The following is a 25,106-nucleotide window of genomic DNA, read 5'->3' as shown; positions in this document are numbered from 1 at the left end:
TGAACCCAGAGGCCCAGATGATGTCGCTCGAGACCGACCCATCACCCATCACTCCTTACCGATCACTTCTCACATGAAAGCCATGATTCTCGCGGCGGGTCTCGGGACTCGCCTCAGGCCATTGACCAACACGATTCCCAAACCGCTGATCCCTGTCGGCGGAACCCCGCTCATCGTCTGGAATCTGCTGTTGCTCAAGCACCACGGGTTTCACGAGGTCGTGATCAATCTGCACCATCTCGGGCCGATGATCGAGCAGGCGCTCGGCAACGGATCGAAATTCGGGCTGCGGCTGATCTACTCGCGTGAGCCTGTGATTCTGGGAACCGGCGGTGGAATCAAGCAGGCGGAAGGGTACTTCGCGAACGACACCGTGCTGGTGTTGAACGGAGACACGCTCTTCGATCTGGATCTGAGCGCCCTCTGCGCATTTCATCGTGAACGCAACGCCGTCGCGACGCTGGTCGTGCGTGAAGATCCCGAAGCGGTTCAGTGGGGGCTGGTTGAAGTGGGGGAAGAAGACCGGATTGTACGGATCACAGGGAAGGGGGTGCCGGACCCTGTTTCGACCAAGCCCCGCATGTTTGCGGGGATCCACATTCTGCATCCCCGGATTCTTCGGGGCGTGCCGAAAGGGGTGGCGTCATCGATCATCGATCCCTATGTGGGGGCGATCCTGCGGGGCGAGACGGTGCTGGGGTATGATTTGACGGGCTACTGGTCCGATGTCGGCACGCCCGAGCGCTATGCGCAGACAGAGCGGGATGTCATGGCCGGACGCATCCGCATAGAGGATCGGCAGGACGTGCCCGGCTGATTCCCCGCCATATTCAGGGTTCCGCTTCGCTCTCGACTTTCCCCTCCTGCCGGTCCCGCTGTTGCTTGAGGAGTCGGGCCAGATAGGTTCGTTGCAGTTTGAGATATTCCGCCGCTCTCGTCTGATTCCCCTCCGCTTTTTCAATCGCCCGTGCAATGATGTGGCGGCTATGTTCGTCCATCGACTCGTGGTAGGGCAACTCCAGATAGGGCAGGGCGCCGTTGTGTGGTCCGCAGAGATGGGCGTCTTCCGGAGCCAGGGCGAGGACGTCGGGCTCGATGAGATCGGTCGGGCTCAGGACGACCGCTCTGGCAATCACGTTCTCCAATTCGCGGATGTTGCCTGGCCAGGGGTGCCGGGTCAGCGCGTCCATGGATGTCGGACTCAGGGTGATGGCGGGGCGCTTGGCCTCTCTGGCATGCCGCTCAAGAAAAAATTGAGCGAGCGCGGGAATATCGGTTCGCCGGTCTCTGAGCGGCGGCAGGGTGAGGCTGATGACGTTGAGACGGAAATAGAGATCCTCGCGGAACTGCCCCGTTTTGACGGCTTGCCGGAGATCCTTATTCGTCGCGGCAATAATGCGGATGTTGACCGAGACGGTTCGCGTGCCGCCGACCCGCTGGAATTCGCGGTCTTGGAGCACCCGCAGCAACTTGGCCTGCAGCGGCAAGGGCATGTCCCCGATTTCGTCGAGGAAGACGGTGCCGCCGTCCGCCATTTCCAGCTTGCCCTTCTGCAGGCGGTCGGCGCCCGTGAACGCTCCGCGTTCGTGGCCGAACAGCTCGTTCTCCAGCAGCGTCTCCGTCAGCGCGACGCAGTTGATCACGACGAGGGGCATCGCGTGACGATGGCTCCACTGATGGATGGAGCGGGCGAACAATTCCTTCCCGGTTCCGCTTTCACCCAGCAGCAGCACGCTGGCGTCCGATCGCGCGGCCCGCTGCGCCGCCTCCACGACGGACCGGACCGAGGTGCTGTGGCCGATGATTCTGGCGTACCGGCCGTCCACTTCCGACCGGAGATAGGCGACCTGGCGTTTAAGCGAATCACGCTCGAGCGCTTTCCGGATGACGATCAGCAGGTGGTCTTTGTCGAGGGGTTTGGTGAGAAAGTCGTAGGCGCCCTCTTTCATTGCCTCGACCGCGGCGTTGACCGAGCCATGGGCGGTCATCACGATGACGGGGAGTTCTTCGACCTGTTTGATCTGCGAGAGTCGTTTGAGGACCTCGATGCCGGTCAGTTTCGGCAGGTCGAGATCCAGCAGGATGAGGTTCGGCGATTCCTGCTCGATCTGTTCGAGCGCCTGTTGGCCGTCTCTGGCGACGACTGTGCTGTAGCCGGAGGCCTGCAGCCGGTCCTCCAGCACCGTGATGATATCGGCGTTGTCGTCGACGATGAGGATCTTGGCCTTCATTACGCTTCAGCGAGGCGAGGGGTGCGAGGCGCTGGGCGAGGAGGAATTCGATGGCCGGCCTGCCCCGTGCCTCTTGCCTCTAGCCCTCCATCACATTCATAACCAGACCCGTCAGCGGCTTCGGGAAGAAGTAGGTGGACTTGTGGGGCATCCGCTCGCCGGCGGTGGCCACATCCTTGACCTCGCTCACCTTCGTCGCGTTCAACAGCAACGCCCCGGTGCCCGTTCCGCTGGCCGCCCAATTCAGGGCTTCGTCGTCGTCTTTGGTGTAGAGAATGGCTTCCTGTTCCTGTTGCGTGGGACAGAGTCTGGCCACGACTAACTGTTGCAGGAGCGAGACGTCGAGCTTGGTGCGCGGCGACGCGCCGGCCGGCGGGCGGTGCGCGGGCTTGAGCTCCAGCGTCAGATAGGTGTCTCGTCCCTTCAGCGCGAGCCCGAATATCGGCGCCGTCCGGCCTTTCGTGCGCAGCGCCTCGATGAATTGCCGGCGCATCGTCGATTGGGTCTGGCCGGTGAACGGATATTCCTGCAGATCGAAGGTGTCCGCGAAGAGGGCCTTCACCTCATCGAACGACGGCAGCGGGGTCGTCGTCACGCGGTGCGTCGGCAGCACGGTGAGCCCCGGATCTTCGATCGGCGTGAAGAGCATGAGGACGCTGTCGTAGGGCTGGAGTCCCTCTACGTTGCCGGCCTGCTGGCGGCGAAGCTTCTGGTAATTCAGCGCCGTTTCGTAGCGATGATGGCCATCGGCGATGAAAATGGGTTTGCTGGCCATGGCGGCGACGATTTGCCTGGTGATGGCAGGGTCGTTGATCGCCCAGAGACGCTGTTCGAATCCGACATCGTCGCGAAAGGTGATGCGGGGGGCGGCGGTCTTGGCGGCCTGCGCCAGCGCGGACAGGATGGCGTCCTGCGGATCGGAGTAGAGCGACCAGATCGGGCTGAAGTTCGCCCGGCAGGCTTCCATCAAATTCAACCGGTCGGTCTTGGCCGCCGCTCTGGTGTTTTCATGCGGATAGATCGCTCCCGTGCCGAACTCTTCCAGCTTGAACGTGGCGAGGAAACCCCGCAGGGTTTTTCTCGGTCCGTTCGGATCGGCTCCCGGCGGCACATATTCGATGGTGTGATAGTAGATCGCCGGTTGCGGATCCCGCTTCAGCGCGCCGGATTGCATCCACTGGGACAGTGTCGCGGCGGCTCTGGTGTAACGGTTGTTGGTCGGACCGTCGCCCGGCTGGTCCATGCCCAATTCCAGGCGAATGACGTTATGCGGGTTGCGGTTGTAGAGCGCCTGCTGGCCGCCCGCGTCGATAATGTCGTAGGGAGGAGCGACAACGTCGCGTGCCGCACCGGCAATACCGGCATCGTAGAGCGCACCGCGAAACGGGAAAATCTGGGCCATGATGGTTTCGTGCTCCAGTGTGTGATGGTATGGGTGATCGATAATAGACCGGGATGACATACGCCCTCATCCCGACTCAGTGCCTCTCTTCTCACCGGGAACGGGGTGGTGATCAGAGTGAGCGGAGGAAGGTTACCGGTCGCGGGTAATCATGTAATCGGCGGCGACGGTCAATGCCCGGCGCGCCGTGGAGTCCTCAAACGCTTCGAGTTCGTGCTTGGCCGCGGCGATGTAGGTTCTCGCCTGTTCCATCGCATAGGTCAGCGACCCGCAGTCGCGCATCAAGGCGAGGATTCGAGCGAGATCGCCCTCGTTGAGCGTGCGGGTTTCCATCCGATCCTTGATCATGCTCCGGTCTTCCTCTCCGCAATGCGCGAGCAGGTGGAGCAGGGGGAGCGTCGCTTTGCCTTGCCGCAAGTCTTGCCCGAGCGTCTTTCCCAGCCGTTCGCCGTCGGCATTGTAGTCGAGGGTATCGTCGGCCACTTGAAACGCGATCCCGATGTATTGTCCGAAGCGGAAGAGCGCGGTCTGTTTTTCTTCGGAGGCTTCGGCCAGGATGGCGCCCATGCGGCAGGCGGCGGCGATCAGCCCGGCGGTCTTATGTTCGACGATCTTGACGTAATCGGATTCCGGCATCGAGGGGTTGCCGTTGTAGTAGAGCTGCAGCACTTCCCCCTCGGCCATCTTGGTGCAAGCCTCGGCCAGAACTTCGTTGATGCCCTGGCTGCGAAACTCGACCACCAGCGCCATGGCTTTGGAGTAGAGGTAGTCGCCTACGAGGATGCTGATCTGGTTGCCCCAGACCTTTCTGGCCGTTTGCCGTCCCCGCCGGATATCGGCATCGTCGACCACGTCGTCGTGCAGGAGGGTGGCGGTATGGATGAATTCGACCAGGCTGCCGAGCTGATGGTGTTCGCGGCCGACATAGCCGCAGAGTCTGGCGCTCAGCAGCAGCAGGAGCGGGCGGACTCGTTTGCCGCCGCTGCTGAGGATGTGCGCTGCAACCGTATTGACAAGGGTGACACTGGAATCGAGGTTCTTACGAACCTGATGTTCGACGCCGTCGATCTCGTCGCGGTACGCGTCCCAGACGTCCGCCATGCTGCTGATGGTCGAGATGGCCGGTCCCTGTGGCATGGGGCGGATGGTAGGGCAGCGGGGGAAACAAAGTCAAGCAAAGGGCCTGGCAAATTAGCGGGGTTGGAGCCCTTGCCGGGGCGATGGATTGACGCCGTTTTGGCGCGCGGCAGAATCTTGACAGGGCCGCAACCCATCCAGTAAGGTGGCGCACGAGAGAGCGCTGAAGGACATCGTCAAGAAAACAACAAGATATCGCGTTTCTGCATCCTCGCACGAGTGGCCTCAGACCGCGAAGTCGTCACCTGCCTCGCTATAACGAGATTGAATGATGCTGATACCCGGGCTTCCACCGAAGCAAGGCCTTTATGACCCTGAACACGAAACGGGTGTGTGCGGGGCGGGCTTTCTCTGGAATGTCCAAGCCCGGAAAAGCCGTTCAGCTGCCCGTCCTGGATCCAAGATTTCCGGCTATCGGATGTACCATGGTGAGATAAAGAAATGATGATCCCCGGGCTGCCACCAAAGCAAGGCTTGTATGATCCCGATCAGGAAAAGGATTCCTGCGGGGTGGGCTTTGTCGTCAATATTCAGGGCCAGAAATCCCATACGATCGTCCAGCAGGGACTGCAGATTCTTGAAAACCTGACCCATCGCGGTGCTCAGGGATGCGACCCTTGCACCGGTGATGGCGCGGGCATTCTGCTGCAAGTACCGCACGACTTTTTGAAGCGCGCAGCCGGTGATGTCGGCGTGTCCCTGCCCAACGCCGGAGAGTACGGCGTGGGGATGGTGTTTTTGCCGCCCCAGGCCGACCGCCGTCAGCAGTGCGAGCAGTTGTTTGCCAAAGTCATTGCGGAAGAAGGGCTGCGGCTCTTGGGTTGGCGCGATGTGCCGGTGAAGAGCGATGCCATCGGAGCGGTCGCCCGCAGCACCGAGCCCTTCATGCGGCAGATCTTTATCGCCCGCGACGTGCTCAACGAAGCGCAGTTCGAGCGGAAGCTCTATGTGGTCCGCAAGCGGGTCGAGAACGCCGTGCGGGAGTCCGCGATCCAGGGCCGCGAGTATTTCTATATCCCCAGCCTGTCGGCGAATACCATCGTCTACAAGGGATTGCTGCTGCCGCATCAGATGGCGGCCTACTATCAAGATCTCAAAGATGCGAGCCTGACGAGCGCCCTGGCCCTGGTCCATTCGCGGTTCAGCACCAATACCTTTCCGACCTGGCCGCTGGCCCATCCCTATCGCTATATCTGCCACAACGGCGAGATCAATACGCTCAAGGGCAATGTGAATTGGATGCGCGCCCGCCAGGGGCGGCTCAACTCCGATTTGTTCGGCAAGGATCTCGAGAAGCTCTATCCGATCGTCTATGAAAACCAGAGCGACTCGGCCTGCCTGGATAACGCCGTTGAGTTCCTGACCATGGGCGGACGGTCGTTGCCCCACGCGATGATGATGCTGATTCCCGAGCCCTGGGTCGCGAATCCGCAGATGGATCTCGATCGCCGCGGGTTCTACGAATATCACGCTGCGATGCAGGAGCCCTGGGATGGTCCCGCAGCGGTCTGCTTCACCGACGGCAAGTTGATCGGCGCGACGCTGGACCGGAATGGCCTGCGTCCCTGCCGCTATCAGGTGACGACCGATGGACTGGTGGTGCTGGCGTCGGAAGCCGGTGTGCTCCCTATTGAGACACAGCGGATCAGGCAGAAGGGCCGGCTCATGCCGGGCCGCATGTTCCTGATCGATACCGTGCAGGGCCGCCTGATCGACGATGAAGAGGTGAAGGCGGAGATCGTCAGCCGCAAACCCTATCGGTCCTGGGTCACCCAGTACCGGATTTCGCTGGACGAGTTGCCTGAACCCCTGAACGTCCCTCAGCCCGACCATCCCACGACACGCCAGCGCCAGCAGGCCTTCGGCTATACGGTCGAAGAGCTGAAGATGGTGCTCACGCCGATGGTGGTGAACGGAGAAGAAGCCATCTCCTCGATGGGGACGGATACGCCGCTGGCCGTGTTGTCCGACCGGCCGCAGCTCCTGTTTAAGTATTTCAAGCAGCTCTTTGCGCAGGTGACGAATCCGCCGATCGACCCGATCCGGGAAGAACTCGTCATGTCGCTCACGACGAGCATCGGACCGAAGCCGAATTTGATGGATGAAAATCCGGAATCCTGCCGGCGCATCCGTGTGAAGCAGCCGATTCTGACGAACGTCGATCTGCAAAAGATCCGCGAGCTCGCCGATCCGCATTTCAAGAGCAAGACGCTGAAGATGCTCTTCCGTGTGGCGGAAGGGCCGGAAGGATTGGGCGCAGCCGTCGATGAGCTCTGCCGCCAGGCGTCGCAGGCGATTAAAGAAGGCTATAAGTTCCTGATCCTGAGCGATCGGGGCGTGAACGAAGAGTGGGCGCCGATTCCGAGCTTGCTCGGGGTGGCCGCCGTCCACCATCACCTGGTTCGCGAATGCACCAGAACGGAAGTCGGATTGACCGTGGAAACCGGCGAACCGCGCGACGTGCATCACTTCGCCTGCCTCATCGGCTACGGCGCCGGGACCGTGAACCCGTACCTTGTGTTCGAATCATTGGTGGACATGGAGCGCGATGGCTACCTGCCGGAAGGGCTCGATGCGCAGACCGCCGAAGGCAAATTCATCAAGGCGATCAACAAAGGCCTGCTGAAAGTCTTCTCGAAGATGGGCATTTCGACCGTCCAGTCCTATTGCGGCGCGCAGATTTTCGAGGCGATCGGTCTCAACCACGAATTGATCGGCCGCTACTTCACCGGGACGCCGTCCCGTGTGGAAGGGATCGGTATTCGTGAGATCGGGGAAGAGACGCTGCGGCGGCACAAGCTGGCCTACGAACCGGCGCCCATCAGGCAGCTCGATTTCGGCGGCGAGATTCACTATCGGATCCAGGGCGAGCACCACAACTGGAACCCGGATACGATCTACAAACTGCAGCATGCGACGCGGAACAACGATCCGAAGACCTTCGCGGAGTTCTCGCAGCTCGTCAACGACGAGAGCAAGCGGCGCTCCAACTTGCGCGGGCTCCTCGACTTCAAGTTCCTGCCGGAGCCGATCTCCATCGACGAAGTGGAGCCGGCCAAGGACATCGTCAAGCGGTTTACGACCGGCGCGATGTCGTTCGGCTCGATCAGCAAAGAGGCCCATGAGACGCTGGCCGTCGCGATGAACCGCCTCGGCGCCAAGAGCAACACCGGCGAGGGCGGCGAAGATCCGGAGCGGTTTAAGCCGCTGCCGAACGGCGATTCGAAGAACAGCTACATCAAGCAGGTGGCGTCGGCGCGGTTCGGCGTGACCAGCCATTATCTGGTGAATGCGAAAGAGTTGCAGATCAAGATGGCGCAGGGCGCGAAGCCGGGCGAAGGCGGGCAGTTGCCGGGCCACAAGGTCGATGAAAACATCGCCAAGTTCCGCTACTCCACGCCGGGCGTGCAGCTGATTTCGCCGCCGCCGCACCATGACATCTACTCCATCGAGGATCTAGCGCAACTGATTTTCGATCTAAAGAATGCGAATCCCGAGGCGGCTGTGTCCGTAAAGCTGGTGTCGGAAGTGGGGGTCGGCACGGTCGCGGCCGGCGTGGCCAAGGCGCATGCCGATAAAGTCCTGATCAGCGGAGATTCCGGCGGAACCGGCGCCTCGCCCTTGTCCTCGATCAAGTATGCCGGTGGGCCCTGGGAGCTCGGGTTGGCGGAAACGCATCAGACGCTCGTGATGAACGATCTGCGCGGTCGCATCCGCGTGGAAACCGACGGCCAGCTCAAGACGGGGCGGGATGTTGCTATCGCGACGCTGCTGGGGGCGGAAGAATACGGGTTCGCCACGGCGCCGTTGATCATCGAAGGCTGCATCATGATGCGCAAGTGCCATCTGAATACCTGCCCGGTCGGCATCGCGACGCAGGACCCGGAGCTGCGCAAGAAATTCAACGGGCAGCCGGAGCACATCGTCAATTTCTTCTTCTTCGTCGCCGAAGAACTCCGCCAGATCATGGCGAAGCTGGGATTCCGTACGATCAACGAAATGGTCGGCCGCGTCGACAAGTTGAAGGTGCAGAAGGCCATCGACCATTGGAAGGCCAAGGGCCTCGACCTCACGCCGCTCTTGAAGGCGCCGGAAGTCGGAACGGATGTGCCGCGCCATTGCGTGCAGAAGCAGGATCACGGCCTGGCCGAAGTCCTCGACAATAAGTTGATTGAGCTCTGCAAACCGGCGCTGGACAAAGGCGAGAAGGTGACCCTCGATCTGCCGATCCGTAACGTGAACCGGACGGTCGGCACCATGTTGTCGAGCCGCATTGCGAAGAAGTACGGGCTGGAGGGGCTGCCGCCTGACACGATCTCGATCAAGTTCACAGGCTCGGCGGGCCAATCCTTCGGCGCGTTCCTCTCGCGCGGTGTCACGCTCACGCTCGAAGGAGAATCCAACGACTACATCGGTAAGGGACTCTCAGGCGGCAAGATCATCGTCTTCCCGCCCAAGAACGCCATCTATACGCCTGAGGACACGATCCTGGTCGGCAACACGTCGCTCTATGGCGGGACGCAAGGCGAAGCCTATTTCTACGGCATGGCCGGCGAGCGGTTCGCCGTGCGAAACAGCGGCGTGCGGGCCGTCGTGGAAGGCACCGGCGATCACGGGTGCGAGTACATGACCGGCGGCGTCGTCGTCGTGCTCGGACGCACGGGCCGGAATTTCGCGGCGGGCATGTCGGGCGGCGTGGCGTTCGTGCTGGATGAATTGGGCAAGTTCCCGGCGCGCTGCAATACCGGCATGGTTGAGCTGGAGAAAGTGGCGACGGCGGAAGATAAGAAACTGCTGCACGAGATGATCACCTCTCACTTCATGTGCACCGGCAGCCGGAACGCGAAGCGCATCCTGGGTTCGTGGGAAGCCATGCTGCCGAAGTTTGTGAAGGTCATGCCGGTCGATTACAAGCGCGTGCTGGAAGAGCGGAAGAAGAAAGCAACGGCGACTAAATAAAGATGTGACGCGTGCTGCGTTTTGCGAGATACAAAAGACGAAAGACGAGAGACGAATAAAAGATGGGCGATCCAAAAGGGTTCATGAAATATGCCCGCGAGGGCCCGAAGCGGAAGCCGGTCGAGCTGCGTGTGCTCGATTGGAAGGAAATGTATGAGCCGATCGCTGAGGACAAGCTCAAGGTCCAGGGCGCCCGCTGCATGGATTGCGGCGTGCCGTTCTGCCAGGGCACGACCGGCTGTCCGGTGGTGAACCTGATTCCCGAATGGAACGATCTCGTCTACCGCGGCCGTTGGAGAGACGCGCTCAAGGCGCTGCACACCACGAACAATTTTCCCGAATTCACCGGGCGGCTCTGCCCGGCTCCCTGTGAAGGCGCCTGCGTCCTCGGCATCAACGAGGATCCGGTCTCCATCCGCATCATCGAATGGAACATCATCGACCGGGGTTTCAACGAGGGCTACGTCGAGCCGATTCTGCCGGTGGTGAAGACGGGCAAGACCGTGGCTATCGTCGGTTCCGGTCCCTCCGGGTTAGCGGCAGCGCAGCAACTCGCGCGCGCCGGGCATAGCGTCACCGTGTTCGAGAAGGCCGACCGCATCGGCGGCTTGCTGCGCTACGGCATCCCCGATTTCAAAATGGAAAAGTGGGTGATCGACCGGCGGCTGGAGCAGATGAAGGCCGAAGGGGTCGAGTTCAAGACCGGCGTGACCATCGGGAAAGACATCACCGGTGAACAACTGCGCAGGCAGTTCGATGCGGTGGGGCTGACCATGGGCGCTGAGCAGGCGCGCGAGTTGCCGATCCCGGGGCGCGAACTCAAGGGCGTGCACCTCGCAATGGAATATCTCACCCAGCAGAACAAGCGGACGGCAGGGATACCCGTCACCGACGAGCCCATCACGGCCAAAGGCAAGCGGGTGGTCGTCATCGGCGGCGGCGATACCGGATCCGATTGCGTCGGCACGGCCCATCGCCAAGGCTGCGCGGAAGTCCATCAGTTTGAATTGCTGCCGGAGCCGCCTCCCTCCCGTGCCAGTTCCACCCCCTGGCCGCTGTGGCCGATGCAGTTGCGGACCTCGCACGCACATGAAGAGGGCTGCGACCGGCAGTGGAGCATCTCGACCACCAAGTTCTCCGGCCACAACGGCCATGTGACCAAGCTCCATGCGAACAAAGTGAAGTTCGAGGGCGGCAAGTTCACGCCGATTCCGAACAGCGATTTCGACATGGATGCGGATCTCGTCCTGCTCGCCATGGGCTTTACCGGCCCGGTCAAGAACGGCCTGCTCGACAGCCTCGGCGTGAAATACGATCAGCGCGGGGCGGTGTCGGTGGACGAGGGCTTCATGACCAACCTCGACGGCGTCTTTGCCGGCGGCGACACCAAGCGCGGTGCCTCCCTCATCGTCTGGGCGATCGCCGAAGGCCGCAAGATGGCCGCGGGGATCAATCAGTATCTGCAAGCCGGAAAATCTGCAAAGCAATCAGCGAAGTAGCGGGTGCGGGTGCTGTCACGGCGAACAGCCCCGCTGTGCTCACTCCACCCACCCCCAGTGGGTCCTTTCGTTGCGCGTAGCGGGGCACCCCGTTCGCCGTGCCACCCGCCATTCGTAGCTCTGTCCCCTGTCGGTGTGCGAGCATTTATCTATCTCTTCTAGTTGACGCACCGCCCAGCAAAAAGTAGCCTGTTCTCATTCCCACATTTCGGATCGGCCTAATCGTTGTTGGGGCAACCGTATGGCGTCGAAGGTATTGGAGCGCATCTTTGTCGAGGGCTTCCTGCCGCGCCTTGGTTCGGGCTACGCGATCCTTGAGGAGCGCGAGTCTCCTGACTTTCTCGTCTCCGATGGAGAGGAGCGGTTTGGTCTTGAGGTTGCACAGGTCTTCCGCGATCAGAGCCCGACAGGGTCTCCTACCAAGGCTGCGGAGTCGAGGCGCGTGCAGTACCTCAGGAGACTAGCTTCAGACTACTACTCACGATCCGGGCTGCCGCTGCTCGTCACCGCCAACATCCCTAACCGTTTTAGTATGGATACCAGCGTTGTGGCAGATCGTCTGAAAACAGAGCGCCCAGCCGTGCATTGGACCAGGTCTCGGTTCGAGATGAACAGTGCTACCTTTTATCTGACGTCGCTTCCATCAGAGGCGGGGGCGTATTCGCGGTGGAGGTGTGGCAACAACTCTGTTGGTTGGCGAGGATGGCTGACAGCCGCCGACGTCGAGCCGGTCATCGGTGACAAGGCTTCGAAGCTGTCTAGCTATCGCGTGGGGATCGCTCGCGTGGAGCTTCTGCTTGTTGTAGATGTCGTGCACACTTCGGGCCTGATCCGCTGGCGCGACGGAACTCCCCATCCGGCCGCGCACGGATTCGATGCGGTCCACCTCTACTTTCATCCGGAAGAGGCAAGGCGGCTTGCGTAGGATGGCGCCCCAACACGCCGCAGGAGGCAATGGGGAAAACGAAAAGGTTCCAGGACCTATTGAATGTTGCACTCGTTGGAGCCCGTGCGGGTCGTTTTTGGAGTTTTGGATTTGCGGAGGCCGTCTTGCGGATGTTCTGTTTAGGAGCAAGGTTTCTGTAAGGAGATAGGGCTACACGCTGGCGGCGCTAAGGGTCGATTCTTCTTGCACTGACAGGGGCTTGATACGAGGGTATGGCTTCGACGAATTCCGTTGTCTCTGTCACGCTATCCGTCCGTCCGCAGGTCTGCTGCCGTTCCATAGGCATGTGGGAACGTCTCCGTCTGGACTTATGCTGCATGAGCCAGTAGGTTTGCCCTCCATGGGGCCTCAAGCTGTCGCTGGACTTCTCTCAGACTGTGCATGCGACACTGGACGGTAGCGGAGGTGTCTATGGAATCCCAATACCTCAGTCGTGATCCTGAAATTGTGAGCGGCGCTTTGTTTTTTAAAGACACACGCGTGCCAGTTCAGACCTTGTTCGACTATTTGGAGGGAAGCTCGTCTTTGGAAGATTTTCTGGAGGACTTCCCCTCGGTCTCTCGTGAAGCGGCTATCAAAGGAAAAGATTCCAGGGATTATTGAGCGCACTCTCTTCGGTCGAGCCCGTGCGGGCGGTCTGTTTACGGACAGGGTTTCTGTGGAAATAGGGCTATACGCTGGCGGTGCTGAGGGTCGATTCTGCGTAGGCTGAGACAGGGGCTTGATACGAGGGCATGGCTTCGACGAAATGCGTGACCCGTTCGCGATCTCCTTGGCGGTACCGAAGGAACTCAATTCCGAATTGGCCGTCTTTGCACCAGCGGACGACGGACACTTCTACGGCCAGCGGGGCTCGCTCCTGGGCCACTGCAATTTCCAACGCGAGATAGGTGCCCGCATCCAGCGTGATGTCGCTACGCATTCTGCAGCCTGTGGGCGAGAGATCGAGCAAGGTGCCTTCCCCCGCGCAGGTATCGCTTTGAATGTTGGCCGGATAGCCAACGGGAACTCGATGGCGGCCCCGTGACTGCATGGTATGGCCTCCTGTTAGATACGTATCGGCAGGGCTGGCGAAAACTTGATCTATGGACGTATTTGAGCTGGCTAGGCGGCTTACCTATGCCATCTTTTTGAATGATCGTCGAGGAGACTATCCGCGCCCGTCCTTGCTAGACTTCTGTTGCTCACGCCTGTATGTTTTGAGCCCTCACCAATCTGGAGAATGTTCGCATGACACAACCAGCCTATCCCCGCAGTCCCAAAGCCCTGCTTGGTGGCATTGCCCACTTGGGGCGGTTCATCGACAAGATCAAGCTCCGGAACGCCGGGCAGATTCAGGACTACAACTACATCACGGTCGGGTTCGATAAGTACCTGGTCGATTTTCTGGGGATCGATCCGAAGGCGTTTGAACAAAAAGTTTTAGCCGGTGGAACGGATGAGCAGTTGCTTGCCTGGGTCGTGGCTAATGGGAAGCCGCATTCGCACGAGGAGATCGCGCAATGGTCGCAGGGCCTGCTCTCCTCCGGTCCGAAGGATGACGCGGCTCGTGCGCGGTTTCAGGGGCGCCTGGATGAGATCGCGAAGAAGCGCGGCGTGCCGGTGAGCGCGCTCCCCAAGATCTCGACCTGGGCGGACGCGATCGAACTCGACGAAGGGCGGATGTAGCACCGCAATTGGGTTCAATGCCTGTCTAACCCTTTCCGTTCCATGAAGGGAGGCTATGGCGCGTCTGCTCATCGGCACGTCCGGTTGGGCCTACCCAAGCTGGAAGGGTTTCTTCTATCCCGAGGACCTGCCGGGCCGGCGCTACCTGGAGTTTTACTCCCGCTCGTTCGACAGCACCGAAGTCAATTACTCCTTCTACCATCTCCCCAAGCCCAGCACGTACGAGAAGTGGGCCGCACAGGTGCCCGAGGACTTTATCTTTGCTTTGAAGGCCAGCCGCTTCATTACCCATGTCAAACGTTTGGTTGATGTAGAGGAGGCCTGGACAACCTTCGTCCAAAATGCCCTGACGCTTGGTTCCCACCTTGGCCCGATTCTGCTCCAGTTTCCGCCGTCGTATCCGTGCGACCGAAAAAGGCTCGCCGCGTTTCTCAGGATTGCGCAGCGGTCTGTTCCCAAGTCTCATCCCTTGAGGCTGGTCTTTGAGTTTCGGCATGAGTCCTGGTTTTGCGAAGAAACCTCTGATCTCCTCCGACGGCATGGCGCTGCCCTGTGCATCGCGGATTCTCCCGGTTATCCCCGCTGTGAGGAAGTGACAGCCGATTTCGCCTATATGCGGTTTCACGGACGGACCGATCTATTTGCGTCATCCTATTCAGGTGCCGAGCTGGCCAGGGAGGCCAAGCTGATCAGGGGGTATCTTCGCAACGACCTGGACGTGTATGCCTACTTCAACAACGATGCGCTCGGCCATGCAGTGGCCAATGCCCGAACGCTCAATCAACTGCTCGAGAAGCAGGGGCGCGCCTGAGGCCGTGCGACGGTTGCAGGGAGGCAGGTCTGATAGTCTTCGACAGAACGCGAATATCCAGGGAGGTTTCTTATGCACATGGTGATGCTGACTTTTCGCTCGTCCCTCAAGGAGCGGATACATGCACTCCTGCATCAGTGCGATGTGAACGCGTTTACGGAAGTGCCCGAAACGGTCGGGTACGGCCAGACCGGTCCGGCTGAGGGGCTCTCGTTCTATCCCGGCACGAACTCGGTGATCCTCGTCGCGCTCGACGATGAGCACTTCGCCCGCGTCACGAAGGCGGTTACCGCATGGTGCGAGGATACTGCGAAACATCCCGGTTGGCGGAAGCCGTCTATCCGGGCCTTCTCCTGGCCCTGCGCGCAAATTGTGTAGGTGTATCGTTTCCCGTACTCCCTCTCTTGTGTGTGTCCCGGTATGAGGTGAGGCAATCTGGTCGGTCTGTAGCCGTATTGCTCTAAACCTCCGGTACAAAGTCCTAGAAAGATTGAGTGAATCCTTGGTGAATCATATGCATGCGCATTAACCGGATTCGATGGATTAATGGCATCGGGCTTGCTAGATTTCAGATTTCCTATACGCACTGTCCGGGGAAATACCCCGGGTGCACCATGATTCACTTCAATGCGGAGGATCAGCATGATTAAGACCGTTTCGACTGTCACCGCTGCGGCGGTGTTGTTGGCTTTCTCGAACTTGTTTGCCCAGGCTCCGGCGACGGAGCCGGCTCCTGCTCCCGCACCGCAGGCCACCACTCCGGCACCGACTCCCGCTCCGGCTCCGGCCGTCGAGGGTGAAAAGAAAGGCGAGAAGCACGAGGCAGGGGATGATGAGGGGAAGGGTAAAGGGAAGAAGAAAGGCAAAGGGAACGGCAAGGGGAAGAACAAGGACAAGAACAAGAATAAGAACAAGGATAAGAAGCACGGGCTCGATCGTGCCGATGAAGCAGCCGGCGAGCATGGCCAGCAGGGCCGGGACAACGCTCGCGAAAAGCAAGGCAAGGAATAAGACGAGTTTTCCGCTCCGAGGCGAGCGCACCAGGCGGCCGGCTCTTGTGAGCCGGCCGCCTGTGTTGTTTTAGGCCTTGAGGGGGGGGGGACCTGCCGCAGAGATATCAGACCCCGGAAAGGGTCAGCAGCTTTTTCATTTCGCAGTGGGCCATGACGACGTCAGGGGCCCGCTGGAGTGCCTCGTAGTAGCTTCGTTCAAACCCATCACCCGTCTCGGATGGCCGGATCATGCCTCTGACTTCGCTCAGGAGCACGGCCACTTCTTCGACGGTGAGGCGGTCCTCTTCCTCGAGCATCTCATCGATGCGCACCACCATATTCGACAGCGGATGGAGCCAGGTAAACCAGGGGTCGTTCATGACCAGTTGGAGCAGTTGTCCGGTGGAATCGACCCTTCCGTAAATCCGTTCAAAGGTCAGCTGTTCAGCGACAATCAGGGCTTTGTGGAGGCCCAAGAGGCCGTACCGGACACCCAAAAGGGTCTGGCGCAGAGGGGCGAATTTCTCCGTGGCCGGCTCTTTGGATGATGTTGCCATGAGGTCCTGCCTCCAAGTTGTACCAGCAGACCGGCGGTTCCAATGAACCTGCGATCGTGATCGGCATGGCTCTATTATCGGAAGGTATCTTACCAGACTGTAGCGCAGCCGGGGCGAAGACGGAGCTGTTCTGAACGAAGCTCATGGATGTGCCGGGATGGCGGGGGCTGTGTACTCAAGGCTGGAATAGGCGTCAAACAGACTGTCAGGGCGTGCCGTCTGAGCCGGGGAAGCGACATCGTGCTTGTGTCGAAAAAAGTCGTTTGTCCGGGGATCGTCTGTTCCGGCTTTGCCGGTGCAGTCACCGGCAGGCCTCTCCGAGGGTACCGTATCGTCTTCGTTCGTGACAAGGATCGGATGACCGGTCTCCGGCACTGTCTCCGGAAGGCTGTGAAGAAAGGCCGCCGGCGGCGTTCTCACGTAGCTTGGCACCTACGTGCTCGTGAGCAGGATGTGGCGATCGGAAGCAGCTATTCGTAGTAGACCACCACCGAGTCTTGTGCGCACTGTGCGCAGGTGCCCTGTTTCGTCATGGGCACTTTCCCTTCACTTTCCGCTGCTTTGACCAGTGCATCTTCGATGCGTCCCACCTTGTTGTAACAGTCACTGCAGTAGGCGGCGGTCTGTCCCATGGCAACTCCTTGGGTGAGGGTTAATTCGCGTAACCTGCTGCACTAAGTATAGCGGGTCGGGAGAAAGCTGCCGGTTGCCTGAAACATGATGGAATTCTGTAGGCTTATCAGGCGACGGGAATGGAAGACCGCACAGGATGCTTGATAGGAGTGTCCGGCGGTTCGGGAGAGGTTTCTGAGAGAGGGCCTTCCTCAGTTCTCCCGCTCACGGCTCACGAGACCGCCAGTGGTTCGTTGTCTCAGGTCCCTGCTACTGCCCCAATCTTGTTCCGTAGAAGGTGAACAGTTCACCGGTGAGGTGCCCCATGTCATCCGGGTCGCCGGGGCGTTTGCGGCGGATGTAGTCGTTCAACACGCGGCCGTCGGCGGTTTTGTGGACGTGGGGGAGGGCGAGGTTCATGTGGTGGCGTTCGATCGCATCGGCCACGCGGCTGATGAAGATGACCGTGCCATCGGGGTCGACCCGTTCGACCACACCGACATGGGTCAAGGGGTCGTTGAGCCTGCCGTCTCCGTTGAAATCCCAGGTGTTGTCGAAAAAGACCAGATCGCCTGGCTGGGGGACCGGGCTCTGGTGGACTGTTCCGTGCCGTCGAACATGGGCGAAGATAAGCCGGACCCCATTGGCGTTTGAATCGGCGGGACTGCCGTGGTACAGGTCGATGCCGTGTTCCAGGAAGATGGCGCGGGTTACGCCGGCGCAATCGTAGGCGATCCGCCGGCCGTTGCTCTGAAGCGTGGTGGCTCCAACGAGTTTGGCGGCTGTGCGGACGACGGCGGCTCTTGTGCGAGACAGTGCAGCGGGGGACTGTGCCGGGACGGTGTCGATTCGGGGGAGCGGCGCCTGTTCTACCGGGGCGGTCGCGCAGCCGACCAGCGTGAGCAGGGCGATGGTCGTTCCGATCACAAGCAGGCGCATCATATTCTTACCTGACACTCACAAAGCGGCCCTGGGCCGTTTCACGGAGGTGGTCGATGTCTTCCCGCCGCGTGACCGAGAGCGGAACCGTTTGGGTCAGCTCCTCGATCAACAATTCGGTCGTCAGGGCGGTCTTCTGATGCAGCGCTCGATAGAGGGCTGCGACGACCGCCTGTTCGATTTCCGATCCGCTGAATCCATCACTGGCGCTCACGACGTGCGTGAGGTTGATCGCCTTCACGTCCTGCTTGCGGAGTCCGAGATGAATTGTCCAGATGGCTTCCCGCTCCCGATCGTCCGGGAGGTCCACAAAAAAGATCTCATCGAACCGCCCCTTGCGGAGCAGCTCCGGCGGCAATGACGACAGGTCATTGGCCGTCGCCACGACGAAGACTTCTTCCTGCTTTTCCTGCAGCCAGGTGAGGAACGCGCCGAAGAGCCGGCGGCTGAGTCCCGCGTCGGCCTCGCCGTTGCCGCCGCCCGCCACCATGGCCTTCTCGATTTCGTCCACCCAGAGAATAATCGGGGCCAGGGATTCCGCCATCTCCACCGCTTTCCGAAAGTTCTTTTCCGATTCGCCGACGAATTTATCGAACAGCCGGCCGGCGTCGAGTTTCAGCAGCGGGAGCCGCCATTCGCGGGCGATCACTTTGGCCGCCAGCGACTTGCCGCAGCCCGGCACGCCGACCAGCAGAATGCCGCGGGGCGGTTGCAGGTTCAGCGCTTTGGCTTCCGGGGTGAAGCCCATCCTGGCGCGATCGAGCCAGCGCTGGAGATTGCCGAATCCGCCCAGCTCGAACCGATTGTCTTCGAGGGGGTAGTACTCCAGCAAGCCGCCGTCTTTGACCGCCTGCACCTTGCGGTCGAGGATCTTCTGCACGTCACCCGCCGAGAGGACGCCGTCGTCCATGACGCATTGCGTGATGACTTGCCGGGCCTGGTGCAGCGTCATGCCTTTGAGCGCCCGGAGAATGGCTGTGCGCTCCTGAGGCGGCAGGTTGTGCGTCTTGCCGTTGGTCCCCGTAATGGTTTCCGCAATGCTGTGCGCGAGGGTGGTGAAGCGGGGGCGGCCCTGGAGCCGCTGCCGGTTGAGCGACTGCAACACGCTGGTGAGCGTGGCGTCCAGCTCGTCCTGATCGGGCAGGCTCAGTTGATAGCGGACGGCGAGGCGTTCGAGATCCGGCGGCAGCGTGATTGGCTCTCCGGTGATCACGCAGGTTGCGTGGGATCGACTGTGGGCGGCGGCTACTTCACGGAGTTGGCGAGCGGCTGCGGCGTCTTGGAGATGAGGGGCCAGATCCTTGAGCCAGAAGATGCCTTCGACCGTCAGCCCTTGCAGATGCTGCAGCAGGGCGAGGGGGGTGGCGGTCATCTTGCTGAGCGTGGGGCCCTCTTCCTGGCGGGTCAAGCCCCGCGTTATGGACCACTCGAACAGGGGCATGCGTTCCTGGGCGCTCACCGATTGGAGCAGCGAGGCAATACGATCTTCCTCCACCGTTTCAATGACGATCAGCGGGTGGAATGACCGGATCAATGTGCGGAGGTCGTGGACGCTGGTTGAGAGTGCCATGTGGACGAAATGCTAACATGAGGCTCGCAGGGGACCAAGAAAAGGCCTCATTGCTGCGCGCAAGCTATGGCGGTGAGGGCGATTTCGCGCAGCGAAAGCCGATGGTGGGAGAGCGCTTCTCAGGCTCCGATCCGCTGCGCGTGGCGGTGCGCAGCATGATCACTTTGCTTTTCCACGATCCGCCGCGCACGCTGCGGTAGCGTCCGCTGGCCGGTCCCGGCGGATTCTTCTCCGGCATATAGGCGTAGTAGTCGAAGCCGAACCAGTCCTGCACCCATTCGGCCACGTTGCCCGCCATGTGGTGCAAGCCGAAGGGACTGCGTCCGTCATCGAGCGAATCCACTGCGGCAAGGATGGGGATCTCATGGACGTGGTGTTGGCCGAACATGGCGAGTTTCGAGTCGGGCATGGCGTTGCCCCATGGAAACAGGCCGCCGTCCGTTCCCCGCGCGGCCTTCTCCCATTCGGCTTCCGTCGGGAGGCGTTTCCCTTTGGACTGACAGAAATCCCGCGCCTCCGGCCAGGTCACGTAAAGAGCGGGCCAGCGGGTCAGCGTCTGGTCGGTGACGGAGTGGACGGTGATGACGTGCCAGATCAGCTTCTGCAGTTCATCCGACGGAGTGATCTTTTGCTGGGACAGGAACGCGAGATATTCGCCCAGGCTGACTTCGTCCCGATCCATCTCGAACGCGTCCAGCCACACACGATGTTGCGGGAGTTCCGTATCATCGAACTGCGTTCCGATGCCATAGGGGTCGTCGTCGATACGTTTGCTGCCGAGCAGGAATGTGCCGGCCGGCACCGTGAGCATCGGGGAGGGTTTGGCCAGGGCGGCGATGGCGGCGAGATGCCGCGCCAGGTCCTGTGACGGTTTGGGGTGGGACGGTTTCGCGGCCATAACGGGGTGCGAGGACAGTGCCCAGGTAGTGAGGGTAAGCAGAAGAGCGGAGACCCAGCGCAGGGATGGCATCAGGCTTTGCCCTGAGCCGTGAGGGCCTTGCGGATTTCTCCGATCAGCCGCTGCTCGATCTCCGCCGTTTCTTCCTGGCTCACACTGAGAATGCGCCCTCCCTGAGCCACTTTTTCAAATTCGGCCCGCACGCTGAGGGTGGTGGTCTTGTCGGGGCGCGTCTGGAGGGTGATGAGGTATTGGTTGCGGGAGCCGGTCGCTTCGAGTGAGGCCGGATTGGAAGTTTTCCGCTCCGTTACATAGACGGCCCGCTGCTCGCTTTTGAAGCTGACCTTGAGCTGGTACCCGTTTCTGGCCAGCGCCTCTTCCACCGCCTTGGCGATTGCCGTGAGGGGGTGGGGCAGGGTCTCGGACTGGGCGCCTTTTTCTTCGACCCGCAGCTGTTGGGCTGCCTGAGTCGCGGCGGCCTTGTGCGCATCGGCACTCAGGCGCTTGGCTTGGGCCAGCTGGGCGTTCAATTGGCCGGACAACACATTCATCTCGGCCTTGGCCGATTCCGTCGCCTTCTTGGCATCGCGCAGTTCCTGATTCAACAGATCGATCTGCTGCTGCATGACCTTGTTGCCGTCTTGTAGCGAGGAGAGCAGGGATTCCTGCCTGGCCACTTGCTTCTTCAGCGATTCGTTTTCGGCTTTAAAGGGCGAATCGTCCGGCTTGCAGCCGGCGGTGAGCAGGCAGCCGGCGAGGAGACCGATGCCCGCCATCTGAAAACAATGTCTTGTCACGCTGCGCTCCCGATGAGGTTTGTCCGCCGATTATCCACGGTTCGCCCGAGCTTGTCCACGCAGTATTTCCCGAATTGACCGGCCTCCGGCCTGGCGGCTATGCTCCACTCATGCGTAGTGTCATCAACCTCATCCTGCTTGTGGTCGGCGTTGTCACGGTCTGGTCGGCTCACGCGATTGAGCCGCAGTCGGTTGCTGCGGCATTTCCGGATGATGAATATCGCCTCTATGATGAGATCATCGCGAGCAAGTTCCTCACGTCGGAGACCTCCCTCGTGCTCATCGAGCGCATGACGACGACGCAGCTGTCGCCCAAGCAGGAGGGATTGCTGACGATGCCGCTGTTCCAGGAGCAGGGGTACTTCGATGGGGTCCTGCCGACGGATCTGGTGCGCGAGTTCGTAGCCGTGAACCAAACGGCGATCAGGCTTGAAGGGCGATTTCAATTCGGTACCCGCTACCGGTTTGTATCTGGCAACACCGTCGAAGAGCCGGAGGTGTCGCTCGCTCGGCCTGTCCGCTGGGAGCAGCGCAGACCCGTGCAGGCCTTGCCGGTGTTGGATCGGCTCGTATTCTCCCGGGTGGCGTACAATCTCCGCCAGGACCAGGCCCTGGTGTATGTCGGTAACCCGCGGCCCGACGGGAGCGGCGCAGGGTTTCTGGTGTGGTTCCGGCGGCAAGGCATGATCTGGGCGATCTATGACACCGAGGTGATCTGGACGGTCCGCATCGAGCCGGAATCCGACGGCGGGCCGCTGCTTGCACCCTGAGCCGGTTGAACGGTAGCATACGTGCTCCATGCCGACCTTGATCCGCAAAACGTTTTCCGTTCCGCCGCTCGGGTGCAATTGCTCCATCATCGGCGATCCCGTCACGAAGCAGGCCATCGTGGTCGATCCCGGCGGCGCGCCCGAACGGATTCTGCACGAAGTCCGGCAACTCGGGCTGACCGTCAGCTATATTTTTCACACCCACGCGCACTTCGATCATTTTCTCGCCGCCGGCGAAATGAAGAAGGCGACCGGCGCGACGCTCTGCCTCCACCAAGACGATCTCGACCTCTGGCAGAATCTTGACGTCCAATGCCGCATGTTCGGCGTGCCGTACGTCGCGGTGCCGATGCCGGACTATTGGCTTAAGGATGATGAGAAGGTGCTTGTGGGGCAGGTGCCGATCGTGGCCCTCCATACGCCGGGCCACACGCCCGGCTCGATGAGTTTTCACGTGCCGGCTGACCGGCTGGTGCTGGCCGGCGACACCCTGTTTCGCGGCAGCATCGGGCGCACCGATCTGTGGGGCGGGGACTTCGACGCGATCGAGCGGTCGATTCGTGAACGGCTCTATACGCTCGACGATGCGACCGCGGTGGTGACCGGGCATGGGCCCGAAACTGAAATTGGAATTGAAAAAGAATCGAATCAGTTTTTTCGCGTGGGGTGATGAGGCCGGACCGCGAGCGGGAGTATACATTCGACCATGCGACGGCCGTGGTGACCGGGCATGGGCCGGACACGGAGATCGGGGTGGAAAAAGAATCGAACCGGTTCTTCCGCGTGACGTAACGCGTCTTCGTCATCAGCCACGGAGGTCTTTATGACTCAGCTCAGCCGGTTGATGCTCCCGTGCGTGCCTCTGGTCTCTCTGCTCCTCACCTCCAGCCCATCGTTCAGTCAGCAGGCGCCGCCGGCTTCCCCCGAACAGGTTGTCATTACGATGGTGACGGTTCGCATGTCGGACCATGGGCCGGTTGTGCTGCTGCATGCGGAAAACCGGGTGATTCCGGTCTTCGTCGACATGACGGTGGCGTTGTCGATTCAGGGGGCGCTCAAGGGTGAGAAGCTCCCCCGCCCCATGTCCCACGATCTCATGCATACGATCCTGGAGGCCTATGGCGGACGGGTTGTACGCACCGTCATCACGCTGAAAGGGAGTACCTATTACGGGGCGCTGACCGTGGCGTTTCAGGATCAGGTAAAGACCTTTGATAGCCGGTCGTCCGACTCGATCGCGCTCGCCGTTCATTTCAAGGCGCCGATCCTGGTCGGGAGGGATCTGCTGGAGTCGGCGGGGACAGTGCTTGAGAAGGCCGGAGGAGCGGAGTTGTGATGGCTATTCTGCTGCCATGCGCTCTTTCAACCGTGTGAGGCGCTTGTCGGTCGACTGTTTGATGAAGGCCATGTTTTCGGCCAGATGCTGCTGGGCGTTGATCTTCCCTTCTTCGCGCCGCTTCTGCTGGTCGAGGCCGAATTGGGCGATCGTCTGGCCGTCCTCCTTGTTCAGCTCTTTCCATATCGTCACGCAGCGGGCCTGTTTTGCCTGGGGATAGGCGTCGCAGGGGGGATCGACGGCGGCCGCGGGGCCCACGAAGCACAACAGGCAGGCTGATGCGAGACAGGGGATTATCCATCGAGTCATGGCCATCCTCATTTCACGGCATAGATGAGCACGCGTCACGCCGGCACCATACCACAAGTCGCATCGTTGCGCCGACCATCGAGGTGTACGAGCAAGGGGCCGGCACGTTTCTGAAGCGATGGGGTGCTCGACGCAAGCGGCCGCCCGCGCTGCTGCTGGAGTGGATGGCCGGTCTCTCACGCGGCGCGGTTTTGCTCGACCTCGGGTGTGGAGGTGGCCAGGATGCGGAGGAGCTGCGGCGCAAGGGCTATCGAGTCGTGGGGATGGATCTGACGGCGGCATTCCTGCGCACTGCGCGCGAGGAGGCCCCGTTGCTTCCCCTCGTCCGCGCCGACATGCGCGAGCTCCCGTTTCGAGCGGCAAGTTTCGACGGTGTGTGGGCGGCGGCTTCCCTGATCCATCTTCCCAAGACCGACGCGGCGCGAGTGCTGAAAGTGCTCAGTCAGATTGCCGGGCCTGGGGCGACGCTCGCTGCGACGCTGACTTACGGCACGAAGAGCGGCGTGCTGACGAAGGGCTGGATGCCGGGCCGCTACTTCGCCCGCTGGCAGAAGCCCGAACTGGCTCGCGTGGTCGAGCGCAGCGGGTGGACGATCGAGTCGGTCCGCGTCGTGTCGAATCAAGAACGCAAAGGCCGGTGGATTAATCTGATTGCGAGGCGAGGATGATGGGGCATGGTCATGCTGAGTGGGAGCTGACGGAAGAATGTTGCAGCCGTGTCGGGACTGTCTGTCCACTCAGAAATCATATCCGGCCCGGGCATTGACCAAGAGAAGTTGCCCGTCCCGGTTTCTTCGCCTACAGGCTTGACGCCTGAGACGGGTGCTGCCCGCATCGTTTTTGCGAACCGTGCATCAGAACTTAACTCCCAGATCAAGCTTGAAGACGGTGAAACTCGGGGTACTGGTGTTCGGCAGATCGAGGAACTGCTGACGGAAGCCTCCCCGGACGACGAACAAGTTATTGATGTCCCACCGCAGGCCTCCCCCAAACCCGTAGGAGAGAACCGTATCGTATTTGGTCGGCTGTGCTGTCCCGCAGATATAGCCATACCACGGATCCCAGTAGCAGCCCGCAACGGGCGGGCCGGATGCGATATCCGTATTGATATAGGTTCCCGCAACCAAGGCATCTACGTAAGGAGTCAGCGGACCGGAGAGGATGTTGTAGGTCAGTACCATTCCAAAGGTGGTGGTTTCAAGGGTGCCGGAGATCGAACGTGTCGCATTCCCGGATGCGGGCTGAACGGCGGCGTTGTAATCGGGGCGGTTCCATGAAAGGAGGCCGCCGAGGCTCACATGCTCGTTGAAGTTGTAGTTCAGTTGCATGCCGAAGCCCCAGGTCTCATTCATGTTCGCGGTCGTGCCGCCCTGAAACCCGAGGTTTCTGGACAAGGTGTATTGCGGTGCGAGCAGCAGTTCCCAGCGGCCGCTCCGGGTAGGTTCGGCGGTTTGGGCCAGGGCGGAGGACCAGGACCCTAAGACCGGAAGCGCCACGATCGTGAGGAGTGTGAGCCGCATGATCGGTCCGAAACGATGAGTCATGATGAATCTCCCACACGAGAATGTTGGGGATGGTACCGTCGCGCCGGTTGGCGTGGGCAATCACATCAAAGAAGGCATCGGGGAGGTCAATATGCGCTTGTGAGCTGTGCAGAGGCGCCCACATGTGTC

Annotated in this window: 26 protein-coding genes; 14 read left to right on the top strand and 12 right to left on the bottom strand. The window is 60.8% G+C overall.

What is annotated here, in order from left to right; translation table 11 throughout:
• Positions 1-73 precede the first annotated feature (73 nt).
• Positions 74-817 carry a nucleotidyltransferase family protein gene (locus ACO9S2_RS04120; RefSeq protein ID WP_423720649.1) on the top strand — a complete coding sequence of 248 codons (744 nt, stop codon included), beginning with the start codon at positions 74-76 and terminating at the stop codon, positions 815-817.
• A 13-nt stretch (positions 818-830) separates the two neighbouring features.
• Here the strand turns inward: ACO9S2_RS04120 and ACO9S2_RS04115 are convergent, their stop codons facing one another.
• From ACO9S2_RS04115 to ACO9S2_RS04105, 3 genes are all read right to left on the bottom strand, one after another.
• Positions 831-2,231: a sigma-54-dependent transcriptional regulator gene (locus ACO9S2_RS04115; RefSeq protein ID WP_423720648.1), complete on the bottom strand. Its 1,401-nt coding sequence runs from the start codon at positions 2,229-2,231 to the stop codon at positions 831-833.
• A gap of 79 nt (positions 2,232-2,310) precedes the next feature.
• On the bottom strand, positions 2,311-3,693 hold the full coding sequence (locus tag ACO9S2_RS04110) for a DUF1015 domain-containing protein (RefSeq protein WP_423720647.1): 1,383 nt from the start codon (positions 3,691-3,693) through the stop codon (positions 2,311-2,313).
• A 72-nt stretch (positions 3,694-3,765) separates the two neighbouring features.
• On the bottom strand, positions 3,766-4,770 hold the full coding sequence (locus ACO9S2_RS04105; RefSeq protein ID WP_423720646.1) for a polyprenyl synthetase family protein: 1,005 nt from the start codon (positions 4,768-4,770) through the stop codon (positions 3,766-3,768).
• Between the two features lie 441 nt (positions 4,771-5,211).
• On the opposite strand from ACO9S2_RS04105, the gene gltB reads away from it, so the two are divergent.
• The 4 genes from gltB (at position 5,212) to ACO9S2_RS04085 (ending at position 12,777) form a co-directional block, all read left to right on the top strand.
• Positions 5,212-9,729, top strand: coding sequence for a glutamate synthase large subunit (gene gltB / locus ACO9S2_RS04100; protein WP_423720645.1), 4,518 nt, complete (start codon positions 5,212-5,214; stop codon positions 9,727-9,729).
• A gap of 62 nt (positions 9,730-9,791) precedes the next feature.
• Positions 9,792-11,228: a glutamate synthase subunit beta gene (locus tag ACO9S2_RS04095; protein ID WP_423720644.1), complete on the top strand. Its 1,437-nt coding sequence runs from the start codon at positions 9,792-9,794 to the stop codon at positions 11,226-11,228.
• Positions 11,229-11,469: 241 nt separating this feature from the next.
• Positions 11,470-12,153, top strand: a complete 684-nt coding sequence (locus ACO9S2_RS04090; RefSeq protein WP_423720643.1) for a hypothetical protein — start codon at positions 11,470-11,472, stop codon at positions 12,151-12,153.
• Positions 12,154-12,585: 432 nt separating this feature from the next.
• Complete coding sequence (locus tag ACO9S2_RS04085; protein WP_423720642.1) at positions 12,586-12,777, top strand: DUF433 domain-containing protein; 192 nt, start codon at positions 12,586-12,588, stop codon at positions 12,775-12,777.
• Positions 12,778-12,844: 67 nt separating this feature from the next.
• On the opposite strand, the gene ACO9S2_RS04080 is transcribed toward ACO9S2_RS04085, so the two are convergent.
• A complete protein-coding gene (locus ACO9S2_RS04080) occupies positions 12,845-13,207 on the bottom strand; it encodes a PilZ domain-containing protein (protein WP_423720641.1) in 363 nt (120 codons plus the stop codon).
• Positions 13,208-13,404: 197 nt separating this feature from the next.
• Here ACO9S2_RS04080 and ACO9S2_RS04075 point away from each other — a divergent pair, with 197 nt between their 5' ends.
• The 4 genes from ACO9S2_RS04075 (at position 13,405) to ACO9S2_RS04060 (ending at position 15,664) form a co-directional block, all read left to right on the top strand.
• Positions 13,405-13,842 (top strand): DUF5069 domain-containing protein, encoded by a 438-nt coding sequence (locus tag ACO9S2_RS04075; protein WP_423720640.1) that lies wholly within the window; start codon positions 13,405-13,407, stop codon positions 13,840-13,842.
• Positions 13,843-13,897: 55 nt separating this feature from the next.
• Positions 13,898-14,653 carry a DUF72 domain-containing protein gene (locus ACO9S2_RS04070; RefSeq protein ID WP_423720639.1) on the top strand — a complete coding sequence of 252 codons (756 nt, stop codon included), beginning with the start codon at positions 13,898-13,900 and terminating at the stop codon, positions 14,651-14,653.
• Positions 14,654-14,725: 72 nt separating this feature from the next.
• On the top strand, positions 14,726-15,031 hold the full coding sequence (locus tag ACO9S2_RS04065; protein ID WP_423720638.1) for a hypothetical protein: 306 nt from the start codon (positions 14,726-14,728) through the stop codon (positions 15,029-15,031).
• 264 nt (positions 15,032-15,295) lie between these two features.
• The gene (locus ACO9S2_RS04060; protein WP_423720637.1) at positions 15,296-15,664 is read left to right on the top strand and encodes a hypothetical protein; all 369 of its coding nucleotides are present in this window, start codon (positions 15,296-15,298) and stop codon (positions 15,662-15,664) included.
• Positions 15,665-15,770: 106 nt separating this feature from the next.
• On the opposite strand, the gene ACO9S2_RS04055 is transcribed toward ACO9S2_RS04060, so the two are convergent.
• The 6 genes from ACO9S2_RS04055 to ACO9S2_RS04030 form a co-directional block, all read right to left on the bottom strand.
• Complete coding sequence (locus ACO9S2_RS04055) at positions 15,771-16,202, bottom strand: hypothetical protein (protein ID WP_423720636.1); 432 nt, start codon at positions 16,200-16,202, stop codon at positions 15,771-15,773.
• Positions 16,203-16,672: 470 nt separating this feature from the next.
• Positions 16,673-16,834, bottom strand: a complete 162-nt coding sequence (locus ACO9S2_RS04050; protein ID WP_423720635.1) for a hypothetical protein — start codon at positions 16,832-16,834, stop codon at positions 16,673-16,675.
• Positions 16,835-17,084: 250 nt separating this feature from the next.
• Positions 17,085-17,756, bottom strand: coding sequence for a CHAP domain-containing protein (locus ACO9S2_RS04045; protein WP_423720634.1), 672 nt, complete (start codon positions 17,754-17,756; stop codon positions 17,085-17,087).
• A 4-nt stretch (positions 17,757-17,760) separates the two neighbouring features.
• On the bottom strand, positions 17,761-19,323 hold the full coding sequence (locus tag ACO9S2_RS04040) for an AAA family ATPase (RefSeq protein WP_423720633.1): 1,563 nt from the start codon (positions 19,321-19,323) through the stop codon (positions 17,761-17,763).
• A 64-nt stretch (positions 19,324-19,387) separates the two neighbouring features.
• Positions 19,388-20,221, bottom strand: a complete 834-nt coding sequence (locus ACO9S2_RS04035; RefSeq protein WP_423720632.1) for a formylglycine-generating enzyme family protein — start codon at positions 20,219-20,221, stop codon at positions 19,388-19,390.
• Positions 20,222-20,292: 71 nt separating this feature from the next.
• Positions 20,293-21,018 (bottom strand): hypothetical protein, encoded by a 726-nt coding sequence (locus ACO9S2_RS04030; RefSeq protein ID WP_423720631.1) that lies wholly within the window; start codon positions 21,016-21,018, stop codon positions 20,293-20,295.
• 110 nt (positions 21,019-21,128) lie between these two features.
• Between ACO9S2_RS04030 and ACO9S2_RS04025 the strand changes: the two genes are divergently transcribed.
• The 4 genes from ACO9S2_RS04025 to ACO9S2_RS04010 are packed head-to-tail and all read left to right on the top strand — an operon-like array spanning position 21,129 to position 23,124.
• Positions 21,129-21,788: a hypothetical protein gene (locus tag ACO9S2_RS04025; RefSeq protein ID WP_423720630.1), complete on the top strand. Its 660-nt coding sequence runs from the start codon at positions 21,129-21,131 to the stop codon at positions 21,786-21,788.
• Positions 21,789-21,816: 28 nt separating this feature from the next.
• Positions 21,817-22,458: an MBL fold metallo-hydrolase gene (locus ACO9S2_RS04020; RefSeq protein ID WP_423720629.1), complete on the top strand. Its 642-nt coding sequence runs from the start codon at positions 21,817-21,819 to the stop codon at positions 22,456-22,458.
• Complete coding sequence (locus ACO9S2_RS04015) at positions 22,458-22,580, top strand: hypothetical protein (RefSeq protein ID WP_423720628.1); 123 nt, start codon at positions 22,458-22,460, stop codon at positions 22,578-22,580. The genes ACO9S2_RS04020 and ACO9S2_RS04015 overlap by 1 nt, the downstream gene beginning before the upstream one ends.
• A gap of 31 nt (positions 22,581-22,611) precedes the next feature.
• Positions 22,612-23,124, top strand: a complete 513-nt coding sequence (locus ACO9S2_RS04010) for a bifunctional nuclease family protein (protein ID WP_423720627.1) — start codon at positions 22,612-22,614, stop codon at positions 23,122-23,124.
• 3 nt (positions 23,125-23,127) lie between these two features.
• Here the strand turns inward: ACO9S2_RS04010 and ACO9S2_RS04005 are convergent, their stop codons facing one another.
• Positions 23,128-23,433, bottom strand: a complete 306-nt coding sequence (locus ACO9S2_RS04005; RefSeq protein WP_423720626.1) for a hypothetical protein — start codon at positions 23,431-23,433, stop codon at positions 23,128-23,130.
• A gap of 83 nt (positions 23,434-23,516) precedes the next feature.
• On the opposite strand from ACO9S2_RS04005, the gene ACO9S2_RS04000 reads away from it, so the two are divergent.
• Positions 23,517-24,101 carry a class I SAM-dependent methyltransferase gene (locus ACO9S2_RS04000; RefSeq protein ID WP_423720625.1) on the top strand — a complete coding sequence of 195 codons (585 nt, stop codon included), beginning with the start codon at positions 23,517-23,519 and terminating at the stop codon, positions 24,099-24,101.
• A gap of 186 nt (positions 24,102-24,287) precedes the next feature.
• Here ACO9S2_RS04000 and ACO9S2_RS03995 read toward each other — a convergent pair whose 3' ends face one another.
• A complete protein-coding gene (locus ACO9S2_RS03995) occupies positions 24,288-24,977 on the bottom strand; it encodes an outer membrane beta-barrel protein (RefSeq protein WP_423720624.1) in 690 nt (229 codons plus the stop codon).
• Between the last annotated feature and the right edge of the window lie 129 nt (positions 24,978-25,106).

It is taken from the genome of Nitrospira sp. NS4 (assembly GCF_049546785.1).
Classification (GTDB): domain Bacteria; phylum Nitrospirota; class Nitrospiria; order Nitrospirales; family Nitrospiraceae; genus Nitrospira_D.
Note: the sequence above shows the minus strand (reverse complement) of the source record. Positions and strands in the feature narration are given on the sequence as shown.

Bases quoted from the DNA above. Each gene is read 5' to 3' on its own strand.
- ACO9S2_RS04005 (WP_423720626.1), bottom strand. From the start codon at position 23,433: ATGACTCGATGGATAATCCCCTGTCTCGCATCAGCCTGCCTGTTGTGC.
- ACO9S2_RS04010 (WP_423720627.1), top strand. From the start codon at position 22,612: ATGACTCAGCTCAGCCGGTTGATGCTCCCGTGCGTGCCTCTGGTCTCT.
- ACO9S2_RS04090 (WP_423720643.1), top strand. From the start codon at position 11,470: ATGGCGTCGAAGGTATTGGAGCGCATCTTTGTCGAGGGCTTCCTGCCG.
- ACO9S2_RS04070 (WP_423720639.1), top strand. From the start codon at position 13,898: ATGGCGCGTCTGCTCATCGGCACGTCCGGTTGGGCCTACCCAAGCTGG.
- ACO9S2_RS04110 (WP_423720647.1), bottom strand. From the start codon at position 3,693: ATGTCATCCCGGTCTATTATCGATCACCCATACCATCACACACTGGAG.
- ACO9S2_RS04055 (WP_423720636.1), bottom strand. From the start codon at position 16,202: ATGGCAACATCATCCAAAGAGCCGGCCACGGAGAAATTCGCCCCTCTG.
- ACO9S2_RS04075 (WP_423720640.1), top strand. From the start codon at position 13,405: ATGACACAACCAGCCTATCCCCGCAGTCCCAAAGCCCTGCTTGGTGGC.
- ACO9S2_RS04035 (WP_423720632.1), bottom strand. From the start codon at position 20,221: ATGGCCGCGAAACCGTCCCACCCCAAACCGTCACAGGACCTGGCGCGG.
- ACO9S2_RS04060 (WP_423720637.1), top strand. From the start codon at position 15,296: ATGATTAAGACCGTTTCGACTGTCACCGCTGCGGCGGTGTTGTTGGCT.
- ACO9S2_RS04065 (WP_423720638.1), top strand. From the start codon at position 14,726: ATGCACATGGTGATGCTGACTTTTCGCTCGTCCCTCAAGGAGCGGATA.
- ACO9S2_RS04025 (WP_423720630.1), top strand. From the start codon at position 21,129: ATGCGTAGTGTCATCAACCTCATCCTGCTTGTGGTCGGCGTTGTCACG.
- ACO9S2_RS04120 (WP_423720649.1), top strand. From the start codon at position 74: ATGAAAGCCATGATTCTCGCGGCGGGTCTCGGGACTCGCCTCAGGCCA.
- ACO9S2_RS04015 (WP_423720628.1), top strand. From the start codon at position 22,458: ATGAGGCCGGACCGCGAGCGGGAGTATACATTCGACCATGCGACGGCC.
- ACO9S2_RS04020 (WP_423720629.1), top strand. From the start codon at position 21,817: ATGCCGACCTTGATCCGCAAAACGTTTTCCGTTCCGCCGCTCGGGTGC.
- ACO9S2_RS04105 (WP_423720646.1), bottom strand. From the start codon at position 4,770: ATGCCACAGGGACCGGCCATCTCGACCATCAGCAGCATGGCGGACGTC.
- ACO9S2_RS04040 (WP_423720633.1), bottom strand. From the start codon at position 19,323: ATGGCACTCTCAACCAGCGTCCACGACCTCCGCACATTGATCCGGTCA.
- ACO9S2_RS03995 (WP_423720624.1), bottom strand. From the start codon at position 24,977: ATGACTCATCGTTTCGGACCGATCATGCGGCTCACACTCCTCACGATC.
- ACO9S2_RS04115 (WP_423720648.1), bottom strand. From the start codon at position 2,231: ATGAAGGCCAAGATCCTCATCGTCGACGACAACGCCGATATCATCACG.
- ACO9S2_RS04050 (WP_423720635.1), bottom strand. From the start codon at position 16,834: ATGGGACAGACCGCCGCCTACTGCAGTGACTGTTACAACAAGGTGGGA.
- ACO9S2_RS04080 (WP_423720641.1), bottom strand. From the start codon at position 13,207: ATGCAGTCACGGGGCCGCCATCGAGTTCCCGTTGGCTATCCGGCCAAC.
- ACO9S2_RS04095 (WP_423720644.1), top strand. From the start codon at position 9,792: ATGGGCGATCCAAAAGGGTTCATGAAATATGCCCGCGAGGGCCCGAAG.
- ACO9S2_RS04085 (WP_423720642.1), top strand. From the start codon at position 12,586: ATGGAATCCCAATACCTCAGTCGTGATCCTGAAATTGTGAGCGGCGCT.
- gltB (WP_423720645.1), top strand. From the start codon at position 5,212: ATGATGATCCCCGGGCTGCCACCAAAGCAAGGCTTGTATGATCCCGAT.
- ACO9S2_RS04045 (WP_423720634.1), bottom strand. From the start codon at position 17,756: ATGATGCGCCTGCTTGTGATCGGAACGACCATCGCCCTGCTCACGCTG.